23 protein-coding genes and 1 rRNA gene are annotated in these 25,591 nt (G+C 39.2%); 16 read left to right on the top strand and 8 right to left on the bottom strand.

The window, feature by feature from the left end:
* Positions 1-148: 148 nt before the first annotated feature.
* From rrf to der, 6 genes are all read left to right on the top strand, one after another.
* A 5S ribosomal RNA gene (gene rrf, locus HC965_RS15550) occupies positions 149-259 on the top strand.
* 205 nt (positions 260-464) lie between these two features.
* Positions 465-1,043, top strand: coding sequence for a DUF177 domain-containing protein (locus HC965_RS15545; RefSeq protein WP_191032305.1), 579 nt, complete (start codon positions 465-467; stop codon positions 1,041-1,043).
* 12 nt (positions 1,044-1,055) lie between these two features.
* The gene (gene rpmF, locus HC965_RS15540) at positions 1,056-1,241 is read left to right on the top strand and encodes a 50S ribosomal protein L32 (RefSeq protein ID WP_004296852.1); all 186 of its coding nucleotides are present in this window, start codon (positions 1,056-1,058) and stop codon (positions 1,239-1,241) included.
* A gap of 86 nt (positions 1,242-1,327) precedes the next feature.
* On the top strand, positions 1,328-2,335 hold the full coding sequence (locus HC965_RS15535) for a beta-ketoacyl-ACP synthase III (RefSeq protein WP_191032304.1): 1,008 nt from the start codon (positions 1,328-1,330) through the stop codon (positions 2,333-2,335).
* Between the two features lie 86 nt (positions 2,336-2,421).
* Positions 2,422-3,303 carry a GTPase Era gene (era, locus tag HC965_RS15530; protein WP_073347496.1) on the top strand — a complete coding sequence of 294 codons (882 nt, stop codon included), beginning with the start codon at positions 2,422-2,424 and terminating at the stop codon, positions 3,301-3,303.
* A gap of 48 nt (positions 3,304-3,351) precedes the next feature.
* Positions 3,352-4,665 carry a ribosome biogenesis GTPase Der gene (der, locus tag HC965_RS15525; RefSeq protein ID WP_191032303.1) on the top strand — a complete coding sequence of 438 codons (1,314 nt, stop codon included), beginning with the start codon at positions 3,352-3,354 and terminating at the stop codon, positions 4,663-4,665.
* Between the two features lie 67 nt (positions 4,666-4,732).
* On the opposite strand, the gene lptB is transcribed toward der, so the two are convergent.
* Entirely contained in the window at positions 4,733-5,494 is a 762-nt protein-coding gene (gene lptB / locus HC965_RS15520; protein ID WP_191032302.1) for an LPS export ABC transporter ATP-binding protein, read from the bottom strand.
* A gap of 75 nt (positions 5,495-5,569) precedes the next feature.
* Between lptB and HC965_RS15515 the strand changes: the two genes are divergently transcribed.
* Complete coding sequence (locus HC965_RS15515) at positions 5,570-6,313, top strand: ABC transporter permease (protein ID WP_167961932.1); 744 nt, start codon at positions 5,570-5,572, stop codon at positions 6,311-6,313.
* Complete coding sequence (locus HC965_RS15510) at positions 6,310-7,080, top strand: ABC transporter ATP-binding protein (protein WP_191032301.1); 771 nt, start codon at positions 6,310-6,312, stop codon at positions 7,078-7,080. The genes HC965_RS15515 and HC965_RS15510 overlap by 4 nt, the downstream gene beginning before the upstream one ends.
* A gap of 108 nt (positions 7,081-7,188) precedes the next feature.
* On the opposite strand, the gene HC965_RS15505 is transcribed toward HC965_RS15510, so the two are convergent.
* Entirely contained in the window at positions 7,189-7,434 is a 246-nt protein-coding gene (locus HC965_RS15505; protein WP_004297160.1) for an RNA-binding protein, read from the bottom strand.
* Between the two features lie 397 nt (positions 7,435-7,831).
* Between HC965_RS15505 and tig the strand changes: the two genes are divergently transcribed.
* From tig to HC965_RS15470, 7 genes are all read left to right on the top strand, one after another.
* Positions 7,832-9,187, top strand: coding sequence for a trigger factor (gene tig / locus HC965_RS15500; protein WP_191032300.1), 1,356 nt, complete (start codon positions 7,832-7,834; stop codon positions 9,185-9,187).
* A 142-nt stretch (positions 9,188-9,329) separates the two neighbouring features.
* On the top strand, positions 9,330-9,992 hold the full coding sequence (gene clpP, locus HC965_RS15495) for an ATP-dependent Clp endopeptidase proteolytic subunit ClpP (RefSeq protein WP_004297164.1): 663 nt from the start codon (positions 9,330-9,332) through the stop codon (positions 9,990-9,992).
* A gap of 2 nt (positions 9,993-9,994) precedes the next feature.
* Positions 9,995-11,239: an ATP-dependent Clp protease ATP-binding subunit ClpX gene (clpX, locus tag HC965_RS15490; protein WP_191032299.1), complete on the top strand. Its 1,245-nt coding sequence runs from the start codon at positions 9,995-9,997 to the stop codon at positions 11,237-11,239.
* 168 nt (positions 11,240-11,407) lie between these two features.
* A complete protein-coding gene (recQ, locus tag HC965_RS15485; protein WP_191032298.1) occupies positions 11,408-13,588 on the top strand; it encodes a DNA helicase RecQ in 2,181 nt (726 codons plus the stop codon).
* Positions 13,589-14,539: 951 nt separating this feature from the next.
* Positions 14,540-15,166 carry a DUF488 family protein gene (locus HC965_RS15480; RefSeq protein WP_118408809.1) on the top strand — a complete coding sequence of 209 codons (627 nt, stop codon included), beginning with the start codon at positions 14,540-14,542 and terminating at the stop codon, positions 15,164-15,166.
* Positions 15,163-15,606 carry a DUF488 family protein gene (locus tag HC965_RS15475; protein WP_118408807.1) on the top strand — a complete coding sequence of 148 codons (444 nt, stop codon included), beginning with the start codon at positions 15,163-15,165 and terminating at the stop codon, positions 15,604-15,606. Before HC965_RS15480 ends, HC965_RS15475 begins: the two co-directional genes overlap by 4 nt.
* Positions 15,607-15,632: 26 nt before the next feature.
* Positions 15,633-16,298: a hypothetical protein gene (locus HC965_RS15470; RefSeq protein WP_147396446.1), complete on the top strand. Its 666-nt coding sequence runs from the start codon at positions 15,633-15,635 to the stop codon at positions 16,296-16,298.
* A 76-nt stretch (positions 16,299-16,374) separates the two neighbouring features.
* Here the strand turns inward: HC965_RS15470 and HC965_RS15465 are convergent, their stop codons facing one another.
* The 4 genes from HC965_RS15465 to HC965_RS15450 form a co-directional block, all read right to left on the bottom strand.
* Positions 16,375-16,734, bottom strand: coding sequence for a lipocalin family protein (locus tag HC965_RS15465; protein WP_009041075.1), 360 nt, complete (start codon positions 16,732-16,734; stop codon positions 16,375-16,377).
* 593 nt (positions 16,735-17,327) lie between these two features.
* Entirely contained in the window at positions 17,328-17,915 is a 588-nt protein-coding gene (locus HC965_RS15460; RefSeq protein ID WP_191032297.1) for a tyrosine-type recombinase/integrase, read from the bottom strand.
* A 157-nt stretch (positions 17,916-18,072) separates the two neighbouring features.
* Positions 18,073-18,345 (bottom strand): hypothetical protein, encoded by a 273-nt coding sequence (locus HC965_RS15455; protein WP_118407508.1) that lies wholly within the window; start codon positions 18,343-18,345, stop codon positions 18,073-18,075.
* Between the two features lie 244 nt (positions 18,346-18,589).
* Entirely contained in the window at positions 18,590-19,606 is a 1,017-nt protein-coding gene (locus tag HC965_RS15450) for a DUF3871 family protein (protein ID WP_005681910.1), read from the bottom strand.
* Positions 19,607-20,526: 920 nt separating this feature from the next.
* Here HC965_RS15450 and HC965_RS15445 point away from each other — a divergent pair.
* Positions 20,527-22,371: a DEAD/DEAH box helicase family protein gene (locus HC965_RS15445; RefSeq protein ID WP_191032296.1), complete on the top strand. Its 1,845-nt coding sequence runs from the start codon at positions 20,527-20,529 to the stop codon at positions 22,369-22,371.
* Between the two features lie 79 nt (positions 22,372-22,450).
* On the opposite strand, the gene HC965_RS15440 is transcribed toward HC965_RS15445, so the two are convergent.
* Positions 22,451-23,332, bottom strand: coding sequence for a hypothetical protein (locus HC965_RS15440; protein ID WP_191032295.1), 882 nt, complete (start codon positions 23,330-23,332; stop codon positions 22,451-22,453).
* A gap of 449 nt (positions 23,333-23,781) precedes the next feature.
* Complete coding sequence (locus HC965_RS15435) at positions 23,782-25,572, bottom strand: site-specific integrase (RefSeq protein WP_008764122.1); 1,791 nt, start codon at positions 25,570-25,572, stop codon at positions 23,782-23,784.
* Positions 25,573-25,591 lie beyond the last annotated feature (19 nt).

Below are 25,591 nucleotides of genomic sequence, written 5' to 3'. Positions count from 1 at the left end.
ATTACTAATTGCCCGTTCACTTTCTTTCGAACTTGTACGGGGCGCGATATATACGTTTAGCGAAGTACTACTGAAACGGAAACATAAGAAACAGAAACAATAAGTACAACCACTAATAATTTTACTTTTCATCATGTCATAACCTTATTTAGGTGGTTATAGCACGAGGGTTCCACCTCTTCCCATTCCGAACAGAGAAGTTAAGCCTCGTCACGCCGATGGTACTGCGTAACAGTGGGAGAGTAGGTAGCCGCCATTTTGAAGAAGCCTCGCTTGTCTATCTGACGGGCGAGGCTTTCTTTTTTTTGTGCTCCGGCATTTATACGACTCTTTTTAACAGTCGCAAACCTCATAATACGTATTAAAAAAGTGAATATTTACTGGTAATTTGTATGTTATGAGGATATTTATTTGTATCTTTGTCGCCCGAATTGTAAGCTAACGATTTAAAAAAGAGAGAAGCTTTGGGAAAATTTGATAAATACAAAATTGACTTGAAAGGTATGCAAACAGACTCTGCTAAGTATGAGTTTGTATTGGATAACCTTTACTTCGCTCACATTGACGGACCTGAAGTTCAGAAAGGAAAGGTTAATGTTACATTGACCGTGAAAAGAACCTCTCGCGCTTTCGAGATGAGTTTTCAGACAGACGGAATAGTATGGGTACCATGCGACCGTTGCCTGGATGATATGGAGCTAACAATCAGTTCTTCTGATAAACTGATGGTGAAGTTTGGAAATGGCTATGCAGAAGAAGGAGACAACCTTATTGTGATTCCCGAGGAAGAAGGGGAAATCAACGTTGCATGGTTCATGTATGAGTTTATTGCACTATCTATCCCGATGAAGCATGTACACGCTCCCGGTAAGTGTAATAAGGCGGTAACAAGTAAGCTGAACAAGCATTTGAAAACAAATGCGAATGATGATAGCGATGATAATTTCGACACTGGTGGAGAGGACATCGTAATAGAGGAAGAAGCGGAGGAACAAATTGACCCTCGCTGGAATGAATTAAAAAAAATATTAGATAATAATTAAAGTTTTAAGAAAATGGCACATCCTAAGAGAAGACAATCAAGTACGAGACAAGCAAAGAGAAGAACTCATGATAAGGCAGTAGCTCCTACTTTGGCTATTTGTCCGAATTGCGGCGAATGGCATGTATACCACACTGTATGTGGCGCTTGCGGTTACTACAGAGGTAAGCTCGCTATTGAGAAAGAAGCAGCTGTATAATTAGTACAGTCATACTGAAACAGCCTGAGGGTAACTCTCTCCGGCTGCTTTAAGTATTATAGTATTGCTAATTTAAAATAGGTTTGATGGAAAAAATAAATGCAGTAATCACAGGAGTCGGTGGATATGTTCCCGATTATATCTTGACTAACGACGAGATATCAAAGATGGTGGATACCAACGATGAATGGATTATGACTCGTATCGGAGTAAAAGAAAGACATATTCTGAATGAGGAAGGATTAGGTAGTTCATACATGGCACGCAAAGCTGCCAAACAGTTGATGAAAAAGACTGGTGCTAATCCGGACGATATTGATTTGGTTATTGTTGCTACGAGTACTCCTGACTATCACTTCCCTTCTACAGCTTCTATTCTTTGCGACAAACTCGGACTGAAGAATGCATTCGCTTTCGATTTGCAGGCTGCTTGTAGCGGTTTCCTGTATTTGATGGAGACGGGTGCGAATTTTATCCGTTCGGGAAGATATAAGAAAATTATCATTGTCGGTGCCGATAAGATGTCGTCAATGGTTAACTATACAGATCGTGCTACTTGTCCTATCTTTGGTGACGGTGCTGCTGCTTTTATGCTGGAGCCTACTACGGAAGATTACGGAATTATGGATTCGATACTGAGAACGGATGGTAAGGGCTTGCCTTTCCTTCATATGAAAGCCGGTGGCTCGGTTTGTCCGCCGTCTTATTTCACAGTTGACAACAAAATGCATTATCTGCACCAGGAAGGAAGAACAGTATTTAAATATGCTGTTTCCAGTATGTCGGACGTTTCTGCTGCTATCGCAGAAAAGAATGGACTGACAAAAGAAACAATCAACTGGGTTGTGCCGCATCAGGCAAATGTCCGTATTATCGAAGCGGTAGCTCATCGTATGGAATTGCCGATGGACAAAGTGCTGGTGAATATTGAACATTACGGTAACACAAGTGCTGCTACGCTTCCTTTGTGTATCTGGGATTATGAAGATAAACTCAAGAAAGGTGATAACATCATTTTCACTGCATTCGGCGCCGGATTTACTTGGGGTGCGGTTTACGTGAAGTGGGGTTATGACGGAAAGAAGGAACAGTAACACTCGTTACTAAACTATAACACTCAAAAACGCATCTTATTTCGGTTCGATGCGTTTTTTTGTCTCAACCAATAAAATGAAGAGAAATGCATAAAGCAGGTTTTGTAAACATCGTAGGAAATCCGAATGTCGGAAAATCGACATTAATGAACGCTTTGGTGGGCGAACGTATCTCGATTGCCACCTTCAAGGCGCAGACTACTCGTCATCGCATTATGGGAATCTATAATACGGATGAAATGCAGATTGTTTTTTCTGATACTCCGGGAGTATTGAAACCTAACTACAAGCTACAGGAGTCTATGCTGAACTTTTCTACTTCGGCACTGGCGGATGCGGATGTTTTGCTTTATGTGACTGACGTGGTAGAGACACCGGATAAGAATAATGAGTTTATGGCAAAGGTACGTGAAATGACGGTGCCTGTCTTATTGCTCATTAACAAGATTGACCTTACCGACCAGGAAAAGCTGGTCAAGCTGGTGGAAGAATGGAAGGAACTGCTTCCGCAGGCCGAGATTATTCCGATTTCTGCCGCATCCAAGTTCAATGTGGATTATGTGATGAAGCGGATCAAGGAATTGCTGCCCGACTCTCCCCCTTATTTTGGGAAAGACCAATGGACGGACAAGCCTGCGCGTTTCTTCGTGAATGAGATTATCCGTGAAAAGATTTTGCTCTATTACGACAAAGAGATTCCCTATTCGGTGGAAGTGGTCGTGGAAGAGTTTAAGGAAGAGCCGAAGAAGATTCAAATTCGGGCGATAATTTATGTGGAGCGTGATTCGCAGAAGGGAATCATTATCGGTAAACAGGGAAAGGCGCTGAAGAAGGTTGCTACTGAAGCCCGCCGTGAACTGGAACGTTTCTTTGGAAAGACTATTTACCTGGAAACGTATGTGAAAGTTGATAAAGATTGGCGTAGTTCGGATAAGGAACTGCGTAATTTCGGTTATCAGTTAGATTAAGAGTATTCATGCGACTGGGATAGTCGTGAAAAAACAAGGTATTGAACTATGAGTAATTTAGTTGCAATTGTAGGACGCCCCAATGTGGGCAAGTCTACCTTATTTAACCGTCTGACGAAAACTCGTCAGGCTATTGTGAATGAAGAAGCGGGTACAACCCGAGACAGACAATATGGCAAGTCAGAGTGGCTGGGCCGTGAGTTTTCCGTGGTAGATACCGGCGGATGGGTAGTAAACTCGGACGATATTTTCGAAGAGGAAATTCGCAAGCAGGTATTGCTGGCAGTGGATGAAGCGGACGTGATCTTGTTCGTAGTGGATGTGATGAACGGAGTGACTGACTTGGATATGCAGGTAGCGACTATCCTGCGTCGTGCCAACAGCCCGGTGATTATGGTTGCCAACAAGACGGATAACCATGACTTGCAATACAATGCCCCCGAATTCTATAAATTGGGATTGGGTGACCCTTATTGTATTTCTGCTATGACAGGAAGCGGTACGGGTGATTTGATGGACTTGATTGTTAGCAAATTCAAGAAAGAGGCTTCTGAAATTTTGGATGACGAGATTCCTCGTTTTGCTGTAGTAGGCCGTCCGAATGCCGGAAAATCTTCTATCGTAAACGCATTTATCGGTGAAGAACGCAACATTGTTACCGAGATTGCCGGAACAACCCGCGATTCTATCTATACCCGTTACAATAAATTCGGATTTGATTTCTATCTGGTAGATACAGCCGGTATCCGTAAGAAGAACAAAGTGAATGAAGACTTGGAATATTATTCAGTGATTCGTTCGATTCGTTCTATCGAAGGTTCGGATGTTTGTATTCTGATGTTGGATGCTACGAGAGGAGTCGAAAGCCAAGACTTGAATATCTTCTCTCTGATTCAGAAGAATCAGAAGGGATTGGTGGTCGTTATCAATAAATGGGACTTGGTGGAAGACAAATCGGTGAAAGTGCAGAAAGAATTTGAAACAGCTGTGCGTTCACGTTTTGCTCCGTTTGTGGATTTCCCTATTATCTTTGCGTCCGCGTTGACTAAGCAACGTATCCTGAAAGTGCTGGAAGAAGCGCGCAATGTATATGAGAACCGGACAACGAAGATTGCGACTGCCCGTTTGAATGAAGAAATGCTTCCGCTGATCGAGGCATATCCGCCCCCTTCAAACAAAGGCAAGTATATCAAGATTAAATATATCACGCAGTTGCCGAATACACAAGTGCCTTCATTTGTCTATTTTGCCAATCTGCCGCAGTATGTGAAGGAACCGTATAAACGCTTCCTTGAAAACAAGATGCGTGAGAAGTGGAACCTTACAGGTACGCCGATTAATATTTATATCCGTCAGAAGTAAGATATATCTCCAATAAAAAACGCCCGGAAACGTAATGCTTCCGGGCGTTTTTATTATCGAGTAGTTTTTATTTCTCCAACTGGAAATCCTTGCGGCGTAGTACGAAACTGTTACTCAGATACTTTTCGCGTACAATCTGATTCTCGGACAATTCTTCGGGCGTACCCTGGAAAAGAATCTTTCCTTCGAAAAGCAGATAGGCGCGGTCGGTGATACTAAGCGTTTCCTGTACGTTGTGGTCGGTAATCAGGATGCCGATATTCTTATCTTTCAGTTTCCACACGATTTGCTGAATATCTTCTACGGCAATCGGGTCGACACCGGCGAAAGGTTCGTCGAGCATGATGAATTTCGGGTCGATGGCAAGGCAGCGTGCAATCTCCGTACGGCGGCGCTCACCACCGGACAACTGGTTACCGTTGTTCTTGCGTACCTTTTGCAGGCGGAATTCCGCTATCAGGCTTTCGAGTTTATCCTTTTGATATTCTTTGGACTTGTTAGTCATTTCGAGCACAGCGGCAATATTGTCTTCCACGCTCATCTGGCGGAATACGGATGCTTCCTGGGCAAGGTAGCCGATTCCCGTTTGCGCCCGTTTATAAACCGGATATTTGGTAATCTCCAGGTCGTCGAGGAAGATGCGCCCTTCATTCGGGGTAATCAATCCTACGGTCATATAGAATGAAGTCGTCTTGCCGGCACCGTTCGGACCCAGCAAACCCACAATCTCACCTTGCTTCACATTGATGGAAACGTGGCTTACAACGGTTCGTTTACCGTACTTTTTCACCAGGTCTTCCGTGCGGAGCACCATCTTGCTTTCTTCCATATTCTAGTTATTTTGCGGCAAATGTAGTAAAAATAAGCCGAAATAATGTACATTTGCAGACAAATAGTGTGAGTTATGATAAAAGCATTGAGAACCGTCGGAAGATATTTCATGCTGATGGGACGGACTTTTTCCCGTCCTGAACGTATGCGTATGTTTTTCCGGCAATACCTTAACGAGTTGGAGCAGCTAGGCGTGAACTCCATCGGAATCGTGCTGTTGATTTCGTTTTTCATCGGCGCGGTGATTACCATTCAGATTAAGTTGAATATCGAAAGTCCGTGGATGCCCCGCTGGACGGTAGGATACGTGACCCGTGAAATTATGTTGCTGGAGTTTTCTTCTTCCATCATGTGCCTGATTCTTGCGGGTAAAGTAGGGTCGAACATTGCTTCGGAGTTGGGAACAATGCGCGTGACGCAACAGATTGACGCACTCGAGATTATGGGTGTCAATTCCGCCAACTATCTGATTCTGCCTAAGATTTCGGCTATGGTGACCGTTATTCCTATATTGGTGACATTCAGTATCTTCGCCGGTATCATAGGGGCCTTTTGTACCTGCTGGTTTGCCGGAGTGATGAATGCTGTCGACCTCGAATATGGTTTGCAGTATATGTTTAATGAATGGTTTATATGGGCAGGTATCATCAAATCTCTCTTCTTCGCCTTTATTATTGCAAGTGTGTCCGCTTTCTTCGGATATACGGTGGAAGGTGGTTCGATTGCTGTGGGAAAGGCTTCTACGGATTCCGTAGTATCGAGCAGCGTCTTGATTCTGTTTGCGGATTTGATAATAACTAAACTTTTGATGGGATGATTGATGTTAAGGGACTTTATAAATCGTTTGACGATAAGACGGTGTTGGACGATATCAATGCGACCTTTGAGAATGGAAAGACAAACCTGATTATCGGTCAGAGTGGTTCCGGTAAAACGGTGCTGATGAAATGTATCGTAGGGTTGCTTACTCCCGAGAAAGGTGAGGTCTTGTATGACGGACGAAATCTCGTGATGATGGGGAAGAAGGAGAAGAAGATGCTCCGCAAGGAAATGGGAATGATTTTCCAGAGTGCCGCTCTTTTCGACTCCATGTCGGTGCTGGACAATGTGATGTTTCCTTTGAATATGTTCAGCAATGATACATTGCGCGAGCGCACTAAACGTGCCATGTTCTGCCTGGAGCGTGTCAATCTGACTGAAGCGAAAGATAAGTTTCCCGGAGAAATCAGTGGAGGTATGCAGAAGCGTGTAGCTATCGCGCGCGCTATTTCGCTGAATCCGCAATACCTGTTTTGCGACGAGCCGAACTCGGGACTGGACCCAAAGACTTCATTGGTGATTGATGATTTGATTCACGATATTACCCGGGAATATAATATGACTACGATTATCAATACGCATGATATGAACTCGGTATTGGGAATCGGCGAAAAGGTGATTTATATTTATGAGGGACATAAAGAGTGGGAAGGAACGAAAGACGATATCTTCACTTCTACCAACGAACGCCTGAACAACTTTATCTTTGCTTCGGACTTGCTTCGCAAGGTGAAAGACCTCGAAGTGCAAAGCATGGAAGGCTAAGAAGTAGGGACTTAAAAGAAGTAGGAGCTTAAAATAGGACAATAAAAAAAACTTCTGTCATCAGGTGGCAGAAGTTTCTTTTTTTTCTTAGCTATGTAGCGTCGGCAATTAAGCTCTAGGTCTAGCTTCTTTAACTACCATAGTGCGGCCCATGTACTCAGCACCGTTCAATTCTGCGATAGCTTTGGCAGCTGCAGCATCGTCTTCCATTTCGATGAAAGCGAATCCTTTTGATTTGCCGGTTTCACGGTCCATAACAACTTTAACTGATGATACTGCGCCGTAATCTTCCATCACTTGTTGCAGATCTCCTTCCTTAACACGGTAGTTAAGGTTTCCAACATAAATGTTCATAATGAAAATGATAAAAAATAAATAAATGAATAAAACTCTCTGGATAGATGGTTACTAATAAAAGGATTAAAACGACAGAGAGTTTACAAAAGCGTTTTTAGAACGGAAGTAAAAACCTTGTAATCAAATCGAGAAACTAATGGTCCATCAATCCGCAGCAAAGAAAAGAATAATTTTTGGATTGACCATCTTTTTGAAGATTTTATTTGTAGAAAATTGTAAAAAAAGAGAGCGATTGTTACAATGAAGTATTGTTTATCAGCGATTTGTTAGTTATGTATTCTAAATAGATACGAAATAAATCTGCAATGTCTTTTGAAATTTAAAAGATTAGCACTAATTTTGCACCCTCGTTTGAGTATAGAACAAAGTATAAATCAAATAAATAATTGTCAGAATGAACGTTTCATTACAAAACATTGACAAAGTAAGCGCAGAGCTTACTGTGAAGCTTGAGAAAGCCGATTATCAGGAGAAAGTAGACAAAGAGTTGAAATCACTCCGTCAGAAGGCGCAAATCCCGGGATTCCGTAAAGGTATGGTTCCGACGAGCCTTATTAAAAAAATGTATGGTAAGTCTGTTATTGCAGAAGTAGTGAATAAAGCACTGCAAGAAGCTGTTTACAATTATATTAAAGAAAATAAGGTGAATATGTTGGGCGAGCCGTTGCCTAACGAAGAAAAGCAACAGAATATTGATTTCGATACAATGGATGAATTCGATTTCGTATTCGACATCGCTTTGGCACCTGAATTCAAGGCTGAAGTAAGCGCTAAGGATAAAGTAGATTATTATTCAATCGAAGTATCTGAAGAAATGATCGACAACCAGGTGAAGATGTACACTCAACGCACTGGCAAGTATGATAAAGTAGATGCTTACGAAGATAACGACATGCTGAAAGGTCTGTTGGCACAGTTGGACGAAGAAGGTAACACGAAAGAAGGCGGTATTCAGGTAGAAGGTGCGGTAATGATGCCTTCTTATATGAAGAACGACGATCAGAAAGCTATCTTCGCTAATGCAAAGGTGAACGATGTATTGGTATTCAACCCGAACGTTGCTTATGACGGAAACGCTGCTGAACTGGGTTCTTTGTTGAAGATTGACAAGGAAATCGCGAAAGACGTGAAGTCTGATTTCAGCTTTCAGGTAGAAGAAGTTACTCGTTTTGTTCCGGGTGAACTGACTCAGGAAGTGTTCGACCAGGCATTCGGTGAAGGTGTAGTGAAGACTGAAGAAGAATTCCGCACTAAAATCAAAGAAGATATTGCAGCAAGATTCGTTGCCGACAGCGATTATAAGTTCTTGATCGATATTCGTAAAGTAGTGATGGATAAAGTAGGCAAGTTGGAATTCTCTGACGCACTGCTGAAACGCATCATGTTGATGAATAACGAAGAAAAGGGCGAAGAATATGTAGCTGAAAACTATGATAAGAGCATCGAAGAACTGACTTGGCACCTGATTAAGGAACAGTTGGTAGAATCCAACGACATCAAGGTGGAACAGGAAGATGTTCTGAAGATGGCAAAAGACACAACGAAGGCGCAGTTTGCTCAATACGGCATGCTGTCTGTTCCCGAAGATGTGCTTGACAACTATGCACAGGAGATGTTGAAGAAGAAAGAAACTATCAACAACTTGGTGAGCCGTGTTGTAGAAGTGAAGTTGGCTGCTGCCCTGAAAGCACAGGTAACTTTGGAAAACAAGAACGTTTCTATCGAAGAATTCAATAAGATGTTTGAATAATCGTTCGGTTGAATAGAATATAAAGTCACAGAAACACAGAGTTTTTATAAAATTATAACTCTGTGTTTTTTTGTGTCTCTGTATTCTTTTTCGTTTCTTTGTACTTACGTTTATTTTAAATTTTAAGAAAGGAACAATTAACATGGATGATTTTAGAAAATACGCAACCAAGCATTTAGGAATGAATGGCATGGTATTGGATGATGTGATTAAATCGCAGGCCGGGTATTTGAATCCCTATATTTTGGAAGAAAGACAGTTGAACGTTACTCAACTCGACGTTTTCTCACGCTTGATGATGGACCGCATCATTTTCCTGGGTACTCAGGTAGATGACTATACGGCAAATACGCTTCAGGCACAGTTGCTGTATCTGGATTCTGTGGATCCGGGTAAGGACATTTCTATTTATATCAACTCTCCGGGCGGAAGTGTATATGCCGGACTGGGCATTTACGACACGATGCAGTTTATCTCCAGTGATGTTGCTACCATCTGTACAGGTATGGCAGCTTCGATGGCGGCTGTATTGCTGGTAGCCGGTGCCGAAGGCAAACGTTCTGCGTTGCCCCACTCACGCGTGATGATTCACCAACCGATGGGCGGTGCGCAGGGACAGGCTTCGGACATTGAAATCACGGCTCGTGAGATTCAGAAATTGAAGAAAGAACTTTATACAATCATCGCCGACCACTCGCATACTGACTTTGATAAGGTATGGGCGGATTCAGACCGCGACTACTGGATGACAGCGCAGGAAGCGAAGGAATACGGTATGATTGATGAGGTATTGATTAAGAAATAAAAATGGCTGATTCAAGAACAAAGAAAAAGTGTAGCTTCTGCGGCAGGCCGGAGAATGAAGTCGGATTCCTGATTACGGGAATGAACGGCTACATCTGCGACAGTTGCGCTACCCAGGCTTATGAGATTACTCAGGAAGCACTGGGCGAGGGCAAGAAAAGCGGCGAAGCTACCAAACTCAATTTAAAAGAACTGCCCAAACCGGTAGAAATCAAGAAATTCATCGACCAGTATGTTATCGGACAGGATGACGCGAAACGCTTCCTTTCCGTATCGGTCTACAACCATTATAAACGCTTGTTGCAAAAAGACAACAGTGATGATGTGGAGATTGAAAAGTCTAATATCATTATGGTAGGTAGCACCGGAACGGGAAAGACATTGCTGGCGCGTACTATTGCCAAGTTATTGCACGTACCGTTTACGATTGTAGACGCTACGGTGTTGACGGAAGCCGGTTATGTGGGCGAAGATATTGAAAGTATTCTTACCCGACTGCTTCAGGTAGCCGATTATAACGTGGCGGAAGCAGAACAGGGTATTGTGTTTATCGACGAAATCGACAAGATTGCCCGTAAAGGTGATAATCCTTCCATCACTCGCGACGTGAGCGGTGAAGGTGTGCAACAGGGATTGCTGAAATTGCTCGAAGGTTCCGTGGTGAATGTTCCTCCCCAGGGCGGACGCAAGCACCCCGACCAAAAGATGATTCCGGTGAATACCAAGAATATCCTCTTTATTTGTGGCGGTGCTTTCGACGGCATCGAGAAGAAAATCGCACAACGGTTGAATACCCACGTCGTAGGTTATACGGCTTCGCAGAAAACAGCGACGGTAGATAAGAATAACATGATGCAGTACATTGCTCCCCAGGATTTGAAGTCATTCGGACTGATTCCCGAAATTATCGGACGTCTTCCGGTGCTGACTTACCTCAATCCGCTGGATCGTGAAGCGCTCCGTGCTATCCTTACCGAACCGAAAAACTCTATCATCAAGCAGTATATCAAACTGTTTGAAATGGATAACATCAAGCTGACATTCCAGGATTCTGTCTTCGAGTACATCGTAGACAAGGCGGTGGAATACAAGCTCGGTGCCCGTGGATTGCGCTCTATTGTGGAAACAATCATGATGGATGTCATGTTTGAAATCCCCTCGGAGAGTAAAAAAGAGTATGAGGTGACGCTGGATTATGCGAAACATCAACTGGAAAAAGCGAACATGGCACGACTACAAACCGCTTAAAATCAAAGCGTAAGGCGACTAAAAATGATTGTTACTGTATTTTCTTGAAAATATTAGTCACATTTTGCTTGGTAATTACGAAGTTGTTTATAACTTTGTTTGGCTCTCTTGAAAAAGAGGGCTTACTTAAAGTTAAACCATGAACTGAATAAAACAACCTAAGTTAAGATGGCAGGGAAGATTAATTTAACAAATGAACTGAAGAAGTATTTCGGATTTAATAAGTTCAAAGGAACCCAGGAGACAATCATTCAGAATTTGCTCAGTGGTAAAGATACCTTTGTGCTGATGCCTACCGGTGGCGGGAAATCTTTATGCTATCAGTTACCTTCACTCTTGATGGAAGGTACGGCTATTGTAATTTCTCCGCTTATTGCGTTGATGAAGAATCAGGTGGATGCCATGCGTAATTTCAGTGAAGAAGATGGCATTGCCCATTTTATCAATTCTTCATTGAATAAAGGTGCGATAGACCAAGTGAAATCGGATATCCTTGCCGGAAAGACAAAATTGCTATATGTGGCACCGGAGTCTCTGACGAAGGAAGAAAACGTAGAATTTTTGCGCTCAGTGAAGATTTCGTTCTACGCGGTAGATGAAGCTCACTGTATTTCTGAATGGGGACACGACTTCCGGCCCGAATACCGCCGGATCCGGCCTATTATCAATGAAATAGGAAAGGCACCGCTGATCGCACTTACTGCGACGGCAACGCCAAAGGTACAGCATGATATCCAGAAGAATCTGGGAATGGTAGACGCCCAAGTGTTCAAATCCTCGTTCAACCGCCCGAACCTATATTATGAAGTACGCGCGAAGACAGCCAATATTGACCGGGATATAATCAAGTTTATCAAGAACAATCCGGAGAAATCGGGCATCATCTATTGCCTGAGCCGGAAAAGAGTGGAAGAACTTGCTCAAATCCTTCAGGCGAATGGTGTAAATGCACGCCCGTATCATGCGGGAATGGATTCGTTGACGAGGACGAAGAATCAGGATGACTTCCTGATGGAAAAGGTGGACGTCATTGTGGCTACTATCGCTTTCGGTATGGGAATAGACAAGCCCGACGTGCGGTTTGTGATTCACTACGATATTCCGAAGAGTTTGGAAGGATATTACCAGGAGACAGGACGCGCCGGACGAGACGGCGGTGAAGGTCAGTGCATAACCTTTTATACAAACAAAGACCTGCAGAAGCTCGAGAAGTTCATGCAGGGAAAACCTGTGGCAGAACAGGAAATTGGCAAGCAGCTTCTGTTGGAAACCGCTGCTTATGCCGAATCTTCCGTATGCCGGCGCAAGACGTTGCTACATTATTTCGGTGAAGAATACACGGAAGAAAATTGTGGAAATTGTGACAACTGTTTAAACCCTAAAAAACAAGTGGAGGCTCAAGAATTATTGTGTGCCGTGATTGAAGCGATAATCGCGGTGAAAGAAAATTTTAAAGCAGATTATATAATAGACATACTACAAGGTAAAGAAACTTCAGAAGTACAGGCTCATTTGCATGAAGACCTCGAAGTTTTCGGCTCAGGTATGGGCGAAGAAGACAAGACGTGGAATGCTGTGATTCGTCAGGCTCTGATAGCGGGTTACTTGAGCAAAGATGTGGAACACTACGGACTACTGAAAGTGACGGAAGAAGGACACAAGTTCCTGAAGAAGCCGAAATCATTCAAGATTACCGAAGACAATGACTTTGAAGAGACAGAAGAAGAAGTACCAGCACGCGGCGGTGGCTCTTGTGCGGTAGACCCGGCTCTTTATTCAATGTTGAAGGACTTGCGGAAGAAGCTCTCGAAGAAACTGGAAGTTCCGCCTTATGTAATTTTCCAGGATCCGTCTTTGGAAGCGATGGCTACTATTTATCCGGTGACACTGGATGAACTGCAAAATATCCCCGGCGTAGGTGCCGGAAAAGCAAAACGCTACGGCGAAGAGTTCTGTAAACTGATTAAGCGCCACTGCGAAGAGAATGAGATAGAGCGCCCTGAAGACTTGCGCGTACGTACCGTTGCCAATAAGTCGAAGATGAAGGTGGCTATCATTCAGGCTATTGACCGCAAGGTGGCATTGGACGATATCGCTCTTTCCAAAGGAATCGAGTTCGGCGAATTGCTGGACGAAGTGGAAGCGATTGTTTATTCGGGAACGAAACTGAATATCGATTATTTCCTGGAAGAAATCATGGACGAAGACCATATGCTCGATATCTACGATTATTTCAAGGAATCTACTACAGATAAGATTGACGATGCGCTTGATGAATTGGGCGACGACTTCACGGAAGAAGAAGTTCGCTTGGTACGTATCAAGTTCATCTCTGAAATGGCTAATTAAAAAAAAGCGAAAAAAATAGGCGTGCAGGTATGCTGTTTTGAATAAAAACCGTATGTTTAGATTGGGTACTGTTTGTCAGTAACTTACAAAGTTAGTTCCTCAAATTTGTACTTATCTTGCCTTGTTTGAACGACACAAAGATAGGATTAATTATGTATAAGGCATAATTTTGAGATTAGAATTTTAGTCTGCATTTAGATGTGACAATTCATATTTAGATAAAAAGCCAGCTATCATCTCGATAACTGGCTTTTAATTTTTAATCATTTATTTGCTTAGTATATCTTCATAATACTCGGCAAAGTTCTCTGCATAATTCTTAGCTTCGGGACTTCCTTTTGTTTATGTACATCATTATCCATTAGAAGCAATTAATTCCATTTTGCCGCTATCTACCACCTTGACATTTTCTTCCAATACAAACACATACCTCAATAATCCAGAATGTATCTTTTACATTAGATTGGACAGATTCTTATCAGTACCTTTGCTATAGATAAATCAATTACCAATCTATTTATTTCTACAAAAATATGCAAGTAACACCAAAGAGGAATAACACAATTCATTATTTACCACAAGAGATTAGAGAAACTAGATTAACAGAGGTTACATATTTACCTATTACAAGGGAAATGCTAGAAATGCTTTTCTCTAATTCAGCTAAGAAGAATAAGCATAAACTAATCAAGAAGAGAAGGCAAAATTTCTAATTAGTCATTTATGTTTCCCTGTCTATAAATACAAGGATTTATTTTGTGGAATTTTAGTAAAATATGCTATCAAACATTTTTATTCTAAATATAAAATAATATATGTAATCAAGTCGATAAACCGAATAAGAAACATCGTTAAATTATTGCAAAATATTGTATGTAAAATGATGAAAAAGCAATCTTTGTATTTTATATTTTATTATCTTTGTAATAAACTGATTTGGCTATTATTTTTATGGAAAATAAACTCATATATACAGTTGGACATTCCAATCAGGAAATTGAAGAGTTCCGTAGTTTAATACAAACATTTGATATTAATTGTATTGTAGATGTTCGGAGCGTTCCAGCAAGTGCATATACACCACAATTTAATCAAGATAATCTGAAATATTATTTAAGACAATATAATATTGTTTATTTACATTTCGGTAAAGAGTTTGGAGCTAGGCGTAATGATTGTTTGGATGATAATGGATATGTTAATTTTGAAAAAGCAATAGATACAACAGCATTTAAATATGGAGTTCAGCGTTTAATCACCGGATTAAATAAAGGTTTTAGAATTGCCTTGATGTGTTCAGAAGCCGCTCCTATAGAATGTCATAGATTTGCTCTTGTTTCTAGATATTTTTATGAGCGTGGATTTAATGTAAAACATATACTCAAAGACAAAAGTATAGTTGATAATGCTATATTACAGAAAGAAATGGTTGATATATATGTGAAAGAAAAAAAAATACGTGATATAAATGATATTTTTGCGACAATGGAAAATTATGATGAACGTTGTCAAATAATAGATGCTTACCGAAAAAAAAACGAAGAGATTGCTTATCATGTAGAAAAGGAGGTTATATGATTACATTATTTACAATTGGTTTTACAAAGAAAAGTGCAGAACATTTTTTTGAATTATTAAAGAAATATCATGTAAAGAAGATTATTGATATTCGCATCAATAATACTAGTCAACTGGCGGGATTTGCAAAGGGAGTAGATTTATCTTATTTTGCTCAACAAATCTGTGGAATAGAATATACTCACATAATCGACTTTGCACCAACAAAAGAGTTGCTATCTGATTATCAAAAGAAAAATATTGATTGGAAAGGATACCAACAAATATATAGGAAATTAATTGAAAACCGGAAAATAGCGCAAAAATATAATATTGAAAATTTTGATGGTGCATGTTTTTTATGTAGCGAAGAGACACCAGAACAATGTCATAGAAGATTGTTGGTTGAATACTTTAAAGAGCTTTATCCAACTAACATTAATATTGTCCATATTAAATAACACGATAAAAATTCTAGCGTTCCACTATGAAAAAACACTTTATTTGTTTAGCAAATTCCTTCAAATATGCAGGTCGCTGTTTGGGAGGGATTGAAATAGAAATGAAGGATAATAAGTATACAATAGTTCGTAATGAAAATGGAACTCCTAAATGGATTCGTCCAATCTCTTTTGAAGAGCATGGGCAACTTCCTGCTTCAGAAACAAGGCATATCAATATCCTTGATATTATAGAAGTCGATATTACGGAGACTTGTCCAAAGTATGCACATAGCGAAAATATTCATTATTCTAATCTAGTAAGAAAAACAAGATGTAGTAAGCAAGTTGATGCAATGGATAATTTATGTGATAATATTCATAAGAAGATTTTCTATAACTGTGGAAAAGCTGTACCTACTAATGTTTTTCAAGAAGGAAAATATTCTTTAATGCTTATAAAACCTGATTCTCCTCAAATATATTATGATTCAGACACAAATAAGTATAGAGCGAAATTTACCTATGAAAATATAGAATACGATTTTCCTATAACAGACCCATATTATATTGATTTGTTAAAACATACACCTTCATTATGTGTTGCACGTAAAACAGGAGAGTTGTATTTCATAATATCTTTAGGAGAAGAACTTGACGAATGGCATTATAAACTCATTGCAGGCATTATAGATATGAAAATAGAAGATTAAATCGTATATAAATAAAAAAAGGCAGCAAGTGAATGTTACTTCAAATGCTGCCTTGCTTTTTGTTTCAACCCTGTATCTATTGCTTGGTATAAGTTACAGAATCAGAATTATCTTTAATCGTTAGACGATTACCCGAAATAGAGAAGGTAGACGTATATGTTTCACCGTCTGACCATGTAAATGTAATCTTATCGCCGTCTAAAGAGTACTTAAATGATTCTGAATCAATTTGTTTACCATCTTTAAACTCTTGCCATATACCGCTTCCGTCTGCATTGAATGTATATGAATCACTATAGCCTTTACCGTCATCAACGACTTCACCTCGCCATGTACCAACAATAGGATTGTCATCATCGTCATCGCTACAAGCAACGAAATTTACACTCATAATAATGGCTACTAAAGCCATACCAATAAATCTTAATGTCTTCATTTGTTATATAATCTGTTTGTGCTTCTACGTTCCTAATAGAGAGCGTTAATAATTGAGATATAAGTGTGAGGAACACAACACGGAGTTGCACACTTCTTTGATAAAGAACTGTTGAGTAGTAAAATAGACTGTCTGTTTCTTATATACCTGTATTTATGCCAACCTGTTCCCTATAGTTGGCTACTACATGCAAGAAGCGTGGGAACTATTGAATATTACCTAATCCGAGGCTCTGGACTGCCCAAACACAAGTAATAAACAATAGCCCACGCCAAACGATATATAGACTATCTTAACAAGATAGGTATATAACATTGACGTGAGCGTTCTTGCTTATTATCCTTGTGTTTTGAAATTGTCCAGATTTCAGATTAAGGATAATATCTTAAACGCTCTTCGTTAACTATGTCCTTTCAGAACTATCTCCATAAAAGTCTGAAATTGCTACAAAGTTACTAAAAGCTGTTTAATTTGCAAGAACTATTGTTTATTAAAAGTTGAGAGCTGTCTCTACTCAATAATTCAAGGTTGGTATGAAACTTGCCAAATCCCCATATAAGTAGAAATTCTGAACTTTCATACCAACCCAATTATCAGAAGCTAAGACAATCATAGGTATTAAGTAGTTCCTCTTGCCTTAATCCCAAGTATCTTTTAGTGATTGATACACTGGAATGATTGAATAGCTCCATGAGCTTGACAAGTGCAAGCTCCGAATTATCACTGTTCATATTATAAACCTGTCTGCCAAAGGTCTTTCTAAGAGAATGACAACTAAAATTGCCTATATGCAACTTGTACTTCTTCTTAATCTCCTTCAACATGACATTGATTCTCTGAACTGTGTACACTGTCCCCTTCTGACTTATCAATACAGGTACATTTATGCCAACTGGATTTATATGCTCATAACAATCTCTGATATGTTGCTGTAGCTGCATATTAATCCTAATTGTCCTTTGCTTCCCTGTCTTAATCTCTATAATGGTAAATTCTTCTGCATCTAATATCTGATTCCACCTTAAGGCGAGAATATCAGAAATTCTTAGACCTGTGAAGCAACCTAAAGCAATAAGAAGTGACATCTTATAATTATTATCCCTTGCCAATTTTCTTATTAAGTTCATTGCTTCGCTCCATTGCAGATAATCTGCTGTTGTACTTGAATATTTAAGTGACATAACGTTCTGTTTTATAGTGAAACTAATATAAGTGAATATTAATTTTAAACTGGAATATCTAACCTGCTGATTATTAGCAAAACATTCACTAATAGAGAAAGTGAACATTTTTATAAAGCAAGGACACTAAGTAAATAATGTCCTTACTTCATTCAACCTATATAAAAGGTAAGTGAGCTTCATCCAACACGCCACTGTCAACTATCCGTTTGCAAAGTTCATGCGATGCCTGATTTCTAAGGTCTGTGCCATAGTCCTTATTACCAACCATGCGGATAATCTCCACTATGGTTTTCATTAATTCCTGCTGTAGTGTACGGTGGTAATACCTTGTACTTTCAGCAAACCTTTTAGGATTCCAACTATAATCGTTCAAGGCTCTTTCAAGTTCTTGCGCTGCCTTGTATTCGCGACTGCCTTCTATTACCATATTTATAATATTTAAGAGGTTTATAAATAGAAAGAGTACCTATATATAGTATATAGATACCCTTTCAGTAGTACTATCATCTCTTAGTAAGACAATAGCCAATCAATAGAATATATCCAATTATCATAACTGGATATAATAGCACACTTACAAAGAACGTAGCAATCACAGCAAGTAGATAAAACAAACTCCTCATAGTTTCAGATATTGAGTATTTGACAATCCTGTGTATTCTCAAATACCACTAACTAAGAAACCATTGGTATTTGTCATCACCGTGTAAAGCGGAACATATACCCGTTGCAAGTTCTGTAGCATTATAGGCTCTATCCAAGAATGAATCTATATAGCTGCTCTTATTTGCACCTGTGAGCAAGTTGTAGAACTTCCACATAGACAAATCATTCCCCAAGCTGCCAAAGTTCTCGTCATTGATATACGCTTTAGCCACATTGTTAACCTGTGTATCAGTAAGCAACATTTTAGGTATATCTTTCTGATAGCCTTGCGGTAATGACTGATAAAGTCTCATTCTTCCAAGTAGTTGGCAAAACTGATGCTCCGTCATACTGGTATTGCCTAAAGACTGCATCAAATGTATGTGTTTGGCTGCATCGTATTTGTGGAACATTTCCAATACCGCTTGATATAAATCCCTTGTATTGGTAACTTCCAAGCAACTAAGATAACCGTCTGTAGATACACATAGATTTGTGCAAACCTTACAAGTAAAGCCAATAAACACTTTAAACCGCTCCGCACCCTTCTTTGAATAAAGATTGGTGTGGTTATAAGCTCTTACACCACCAATAGTAAGGGTTAGCCTGTTACCGTGTACTGTCTCATAGATAGTAGGAACTTCAATAACAAAAGCGCACCTTTCGTAGTAGATAGTCTTATCACTTTCTAATAACTGATTGGCTGGTTTGTGTATTGCTTCGGGAATCCTACCTTTGATTACATGAGAAACACGAATATCTGGCGATTCAATTTGTTCACCGCTAAAGAATGTATTGGTTGCATCCTGTACCGCTTCAATGAAAGCCACATGAGATAATGTAGCTTCGTTGTCCTTTGCGAATACGGGTATAATACAATCATTCCTTAGATGCTCCAAACTGGCTTCAATCGTATTGGCTTCAATGAATAGAGGTCGTTTCTGCTTAATAATTGGCTCTTCAATTATTACCGCTTCTTCTGCAAATTCACCAAAGTTTCTACTAGTTCTTTGTACTGGCATAATCTGTAATGTTGATTCCATAATCTGTAATTATTAAGTTAATATTAGAAATTCCTCTGTCTGAAAGCTAAGCAAGCCACAATCAGTATTAATAATCCAATAAAGAACTGTGGCATTAAGACTACTGGCACAATTAGAATTATCCCAAACGTCAATAAAATCTTTAAATTCTCCATACGCATAATAATAGATTAGTAAATAGTGTATTTAAGGACAAAATGAGGGCTTGACATGAAGTTCTTTCTTATCACTTTCCTTTGTGCATCTTTATATGTAGACATATACAAATCATTGATAAGTCCGCACATTTCAGAAGTTCAAAAGGTTTGTGGGCTGAATGGCAATTCATGTAATCCTTTCATTTTTCCTAATGATTGGTATGGGGTGTTTTGGGTAATAGAAGGGGATTATGCACGATATACATCTGATACGCTCACTGACAAATCAAATATTTCACCTTATAGCTGTATAAAGTCTAAATAGAAACACTACCTAAATCTAAAGGGCGGGGGTATGATTTTAAGTACCTATATTTTTTGAGTTGGGTATCAAAAGGAACTTTACCAGTAATATATATCACTCTCAAATGCCATTAGTGGCCTTTAGGATATACTCCCCTATAGAATAACGGACTTATGCCAGTATCAGTATAAAGTTTGCAGATTGTCCACAATTCATGATTTTACTGTCGGAATATTAATTACCTTTGCAATATCAGGACAATGAGAAACACCCCAAATATAATCCTCAAAATTATTCCGATTTCATGTTAGAGATACCCTAAACGGGTATAATTCGATCTGATGCGTATCAGGTTTTATTATTCTTGTGACTGTCCAATATTTCTACCATGACTCCCTTATACTAAAGATAAAAATCCTCTATAAAGTGGACAACACTAGATTAGATTATTCCAGTCAAATTAACTTTTAACTTAACTTATGAAGAAAGAAATGATTAAAATTCCGGCAAATATCAAGTATTTAACCGAACGGGAGAAGTTCATAGAAGAATTCGGGAAACCGTTTGAACTTCCTAATGGTATTTTGAATAAAGAGATACCCGGCTGTGGAGCAACTACAGTCGCACTGACAGATGAACATAAAACTATTATATGCAGCCCTCGCAATGAACTGTTGAAAAACAAACATGAACAATACCCTGATACCTTGCTTGTAATTGGCGGAGTAGACACCAAAGAGATTGAGGCATATTTGCAGACTGCGGAGCTTCCCAAGATTCTGGTCTCCTACGATTCCGTGTATAAATTGATTGGCTGTATTAAATATAAATCAGATTGGCGTGTAGTAGTGGATGAATTCCAATGCCTGTTGGCAGATAGTAGTTTCAAGTCTGAAATAGAATTGCACTTTTTGGATAATTCAAGGTCATTCCCGTATGTTACATTCTTATCGGCAACTCCAATTCTTGACAAATATCTGGAACAGATTGACCACTTCAAGGATATGAATTACTATCAGCTTGACTGGGAAGAAAAGGATATTGTCAGAGTATATAGAGAACGCACAAAGAATCCTATCAATGCAGCATTGGAAATAGTTCGCTACTATCAGAATGGCAATTATCCTTCTGTGTATGTTAATGGGGAAAGGATTTACTCCAAAGAATGTGTTATATTTCTCAATAGTGTAAATAATATTGTGAACATTATTAAACAAACAGAACTCAATCCGGAAGAAGTAAATATCATTGTAGGTAATTCTGACGATAACGACAGACAGATTGCAAGGATTGGGGAAGGATTCAAACGGGGAAGAATTCCCTTGAAGGGGGAGACGCACAAGAAATTCACCTTCTGTACTTCCACCGCTTATGCGGGCTGTGATTTCTACTCTACCAATGCCGCAACTTTTGTCATTAGTGATTGCAATCGCCCGAACACTGCGGTTGATATAGCAACGGAACTGGTACAGATTGCAGGCAGGCAGCGTCTGGCATGCAACCCCTTCAGGCAGTTCCTCACCTTCGTTTACAATGTCAATGCAGAGGAGGTAGAGCAAGAGGCATTCAATGAGCATCTGTGCCGGAAGGTCAATGTGACACTTGACGAGATTAGAGACAACAACAATGCCGGTGAAGCATTGAGAGCCAAACGTATCAAGGATTTTAGGAGAATCCCCGACAATGTAAAATATCAGGATTCATATACAATGTACGATGAACTGAAAGGAGAATTTGTTTTCAACCGTTTAGCCTATGTAAACGAGCAATACTGCTTTGATGTCCAGAAGTTCAATTATCAGAATGGGGTAATTGTAAAGAAACTGCTCCAAGATAGTAGTTTCGATGTCAGTGAGAATCAAACTTATGCCGTTTACCAAGAACAGTTGAAACATCTAATCAAAAAGGAGCCATTTGTAGACAGGATGCAGGCATACTGTGAATATCGTGCCAAGCAAGGGCTGATTGTCAATCTCGCAATGTCAACACTGGAAAGCAAATATCCAGAACTTAGGTATTATTATGAGGCTTTGGGGGCTGACAGGATTAAAGCTTTGAATTATAAAGAGAAGAAACTGCTCAATGAAATCCATATCATGAAAACCAAAAATAAGATTCGTCATGAATTACACGGCATTATTCATATCGGAGACAGAATATTAACTACTGATATTCAGCAAACCTTACATGATGTATATGACAGGCTAGGCATTGACAAGTCACTGAAGGCGACCGACCTCAATGAATTCTTTGAGATTCATCCCGTCAAGATACCGACCGCCAACGGCCGGAAGAATGGCTTTGAGATTCGAGGAATATTGTAAACAAACAGAAAGAGGCTGAACTCAAAATCAATTTGAGACAGCCTCTTATTTTTATGTATCATGTACAATCCGGTTATTCTTATTGCTGTTGAGCGTTACGCATCTCAATAACTCGCTCGATGATTAAGTGCTGAATACAGCTAATTTTATCTTCGCACTTAGCTGCTTCAATCCGCAACTTCTCTGTTGCTTCAATGCTGTTTAACACATTACAGACTGTATCAAAGTCATATTGCGAGATGCAATAATTAATGGCCTTAATATATCTGGTTTGTTTTGCAGCTTTCACGCCAAAGGCTTGTACTGTTGCCTTCATCAATTGCTCCGCCTGCGCATAAGTTCTATATTCTTCTTTAAAAAGAGAAGAACTCATAGCAAGGGCTTTGCTTTGTAATAAAGAAACAGTAGTGCTTATACCAAAATATCCCTGTACGGCAGTACCGGAAATAGAGTACTTCTCACCGAAGCTGCGGATATTCAGTAATAATTCATCTCCCGTTACAATTCCGGCATATCCTATCCACTCATCCTTTGAAGGACATTGAGAGAAATATGCAGTTGTTGCTACTCTGCGGTAAGCGTCGGCAACACTATCACATTCCACTAATTCAGCTTGCAGTGGCTCATCCGTCAAACCGAGCAAGTTAACATTGTCGGCTTTATCCAGATAGACCATTACAGCCGGAGCATTATCGGGAAGATTCTCTATTTTACTACCAACGTAATCGTATAGAGGAACATTCTCTGTGTAGAATGGTTTTGCGTCACATAAGCAAACCAGAGTCGGCAAGAGCTTACTCTTATCTATAGATTCATAGGTTTTATTCTTCTCAAAGTTTTTACGTTTGATAGAATAATCGGTGAAGGCAAGAATGATTTCCTGTTCTTCGCCATTAAAATTCACTGTGGTAACAAAGTACCACTTGGGAGCTTCTGCGCTCCCTAAATTTAAAAGCTTCATAAACTTCAATTTTGTTAAAATTATTAAGCGGGCGGTATATAAGAGCGGGCATACTTACACCTTCATATATACCCGGCAATCCGAGAATTGCCTAATTAATAATATTAACAATTATGAACTAATTGCCACAGCTTATCACTTCCAAGCAAAAAGCGATAGCTTAAAGCACCGAGGTGCTGGGGTCGGATTGTACATGATGTCAAAGAACGAGTTGTTCAATGCTTACTCATCAACAACATGAGTTAATCATTTAACTGCTGCAAAGATAAACCATTTTACTGATAACATCCAAATTCTACGGTTATTATTTCTCGTAAATGCTTGATTTCGTCCGGATTAGCTACATTAATCCAAACTATCAGTTAACGTCAGTTAATGAGATTTTATCATACCTCCTTACAGCCGTATCTGTTTGGGGAGAATATGGCGGTTTGGGTAGTAGAATCACTTTACTTGTCTTTAGCCTTCAATATTCCCGCTACAATTTCTTTCATGTCATTAAGGCTGTCATTATCCAGAATCCCCATTTTGAAAGCCTTATCAACAATCTGCATGACAGTTTCCACATTTACCTCTATCTTTATACATTTGACAATTAACAGCTTAAGCTCGTCCCTCAAATTGGACAGATTACCAACAGACAGCCGTTCCACATATTTATGGGCTACTTCAAGGCCGGAGGCGGGAGATTGCATATAAGCCTCTATTTCTTTCACAATACCACTTATCTCGCTATTGTAATCATATAGTTTGCCGTTCTTCACATATCCCATACGTTCAAACATGTCACTGGCTTTATTGATTTTAGATGCAAAAAATTGAGTGTCCAACAGAGTATCGAAGGTTATATTATTAGTTGCATCGTTCGTAGGCTTTACTTCATTGAGAGAATTTGTCTCCACCTTGCCCATATTGAAAATGCCATTATTTAAACTTTTGAAAGCATTAGAGACTTTCTTTGCTTTATCTTTACTGTTTAAATGAGAATAAACTTTGTCTATCATTTTTGTATCTTCATGTCCTGTCGCTATAATAACAGTTTCCTTTGGGATGCCTTTTCTACACAATATTGTGATAAAAGTATGCCTTGCTGTATGTGTATGCAGTAATTTATAAAGAGGTTGGGTTTGTTTAATCCCGTTTTCTTCATAAGTGATAGGCTCGTCTAATCCTGCTTGTTCTGCTACTTCTTTTAAGGCTTCATTGACAATGGACTTTCTTTCTTTATAATATAATAATTCTTTATTCTCATATTTGGATATAATTTCTTTGGCTAATGGCAATAGTGGAATTATAGCTCTGGCTTTTGTCTTTTGTTGTATAATGGAGATGGTTCCTGCTTCTTCGTCCATTTCATTATCTCCATTAAAGAATTTTTGCATATCGCCAATTCGTTGCCCAACTAAACATTGTAGTATGAATAAGTCTCTGATTTCTGTGTATTTCTTTATTTGTCTTTCTGTTCCTGTGATGATATGCTTGTAGAATTTATTCAGTTGCTCTTCTGTTAATGAAACTTTTTTGTTGTCTGCTAATTCTTTGTTGGACTTATCTTTCACGAACTCAAAACTGTTTAAATTGCTGTCAGACCATTTGAAAGGAATATCCAGTCTTTTATCTGCTATCCCTAGTAAATTAAATATAGTTCCTTTAATTATGTTACGTAAAGTGTTATGAGGATGCAATGGGTTTTCTTTTATGATTTGTTTTTGGTAGCGATTGATAGTATCTAAATTCATGCTCTCCCATGTATTGGGAATTTCATTCTCTTTGAGAAAACGCTCAAACTTGTCTATGTTAGAACGATATTGTTTCTTACTGCTTTCTGCACAAGTCTTTGCTTCTATAATTTGTTTCATTATAAAAGTTGCGGGTTTCTGTAATTCTTTCTTCATCCTATCTTTATATATGTGTTGTTTTAATAGTTTCATACTTTCTCCAATCTCGTCTGGATGCATACAAAGATAATGCTTAAATTCGATGAAATATTCTTTTAGTTTTGTGATTTTCTTGTTCACTATAGTGTTATTTATATTATCTATCTCTGATAGGCGTACGCTGATATATGCTTCTTGTCTTTTTTCATTCCAGTGGTCTGGATATATCTTTACCCCTGTAGATAGTTTAACTTGTTTGTTGTTTATTCTGCATACTAAATAGAGATTGGTTGGTTTCTCGCTACGTGGTTTTCTTAAATTGAAACGAGCTTGCATCTCATTAATAAAAATCTGCCTTTCCATAATCTTGTTCTTTAAAGTT

This window comes from Bacteroides sp. GM023, from assembly GCF_014750685.1.
In the GTDB taxonomy this organism is placed as follows: domain Bacteria; phylum Bacteroidota; class Bacteroidia; order Bacteroidales; family Bacteroidaceae; genus Bacteroides.
The sequence above is the reverse complement of the archived record's forward strand: the minus strand, read 5'-3'. Positions and strand labels throughout refer to the sequence as shown.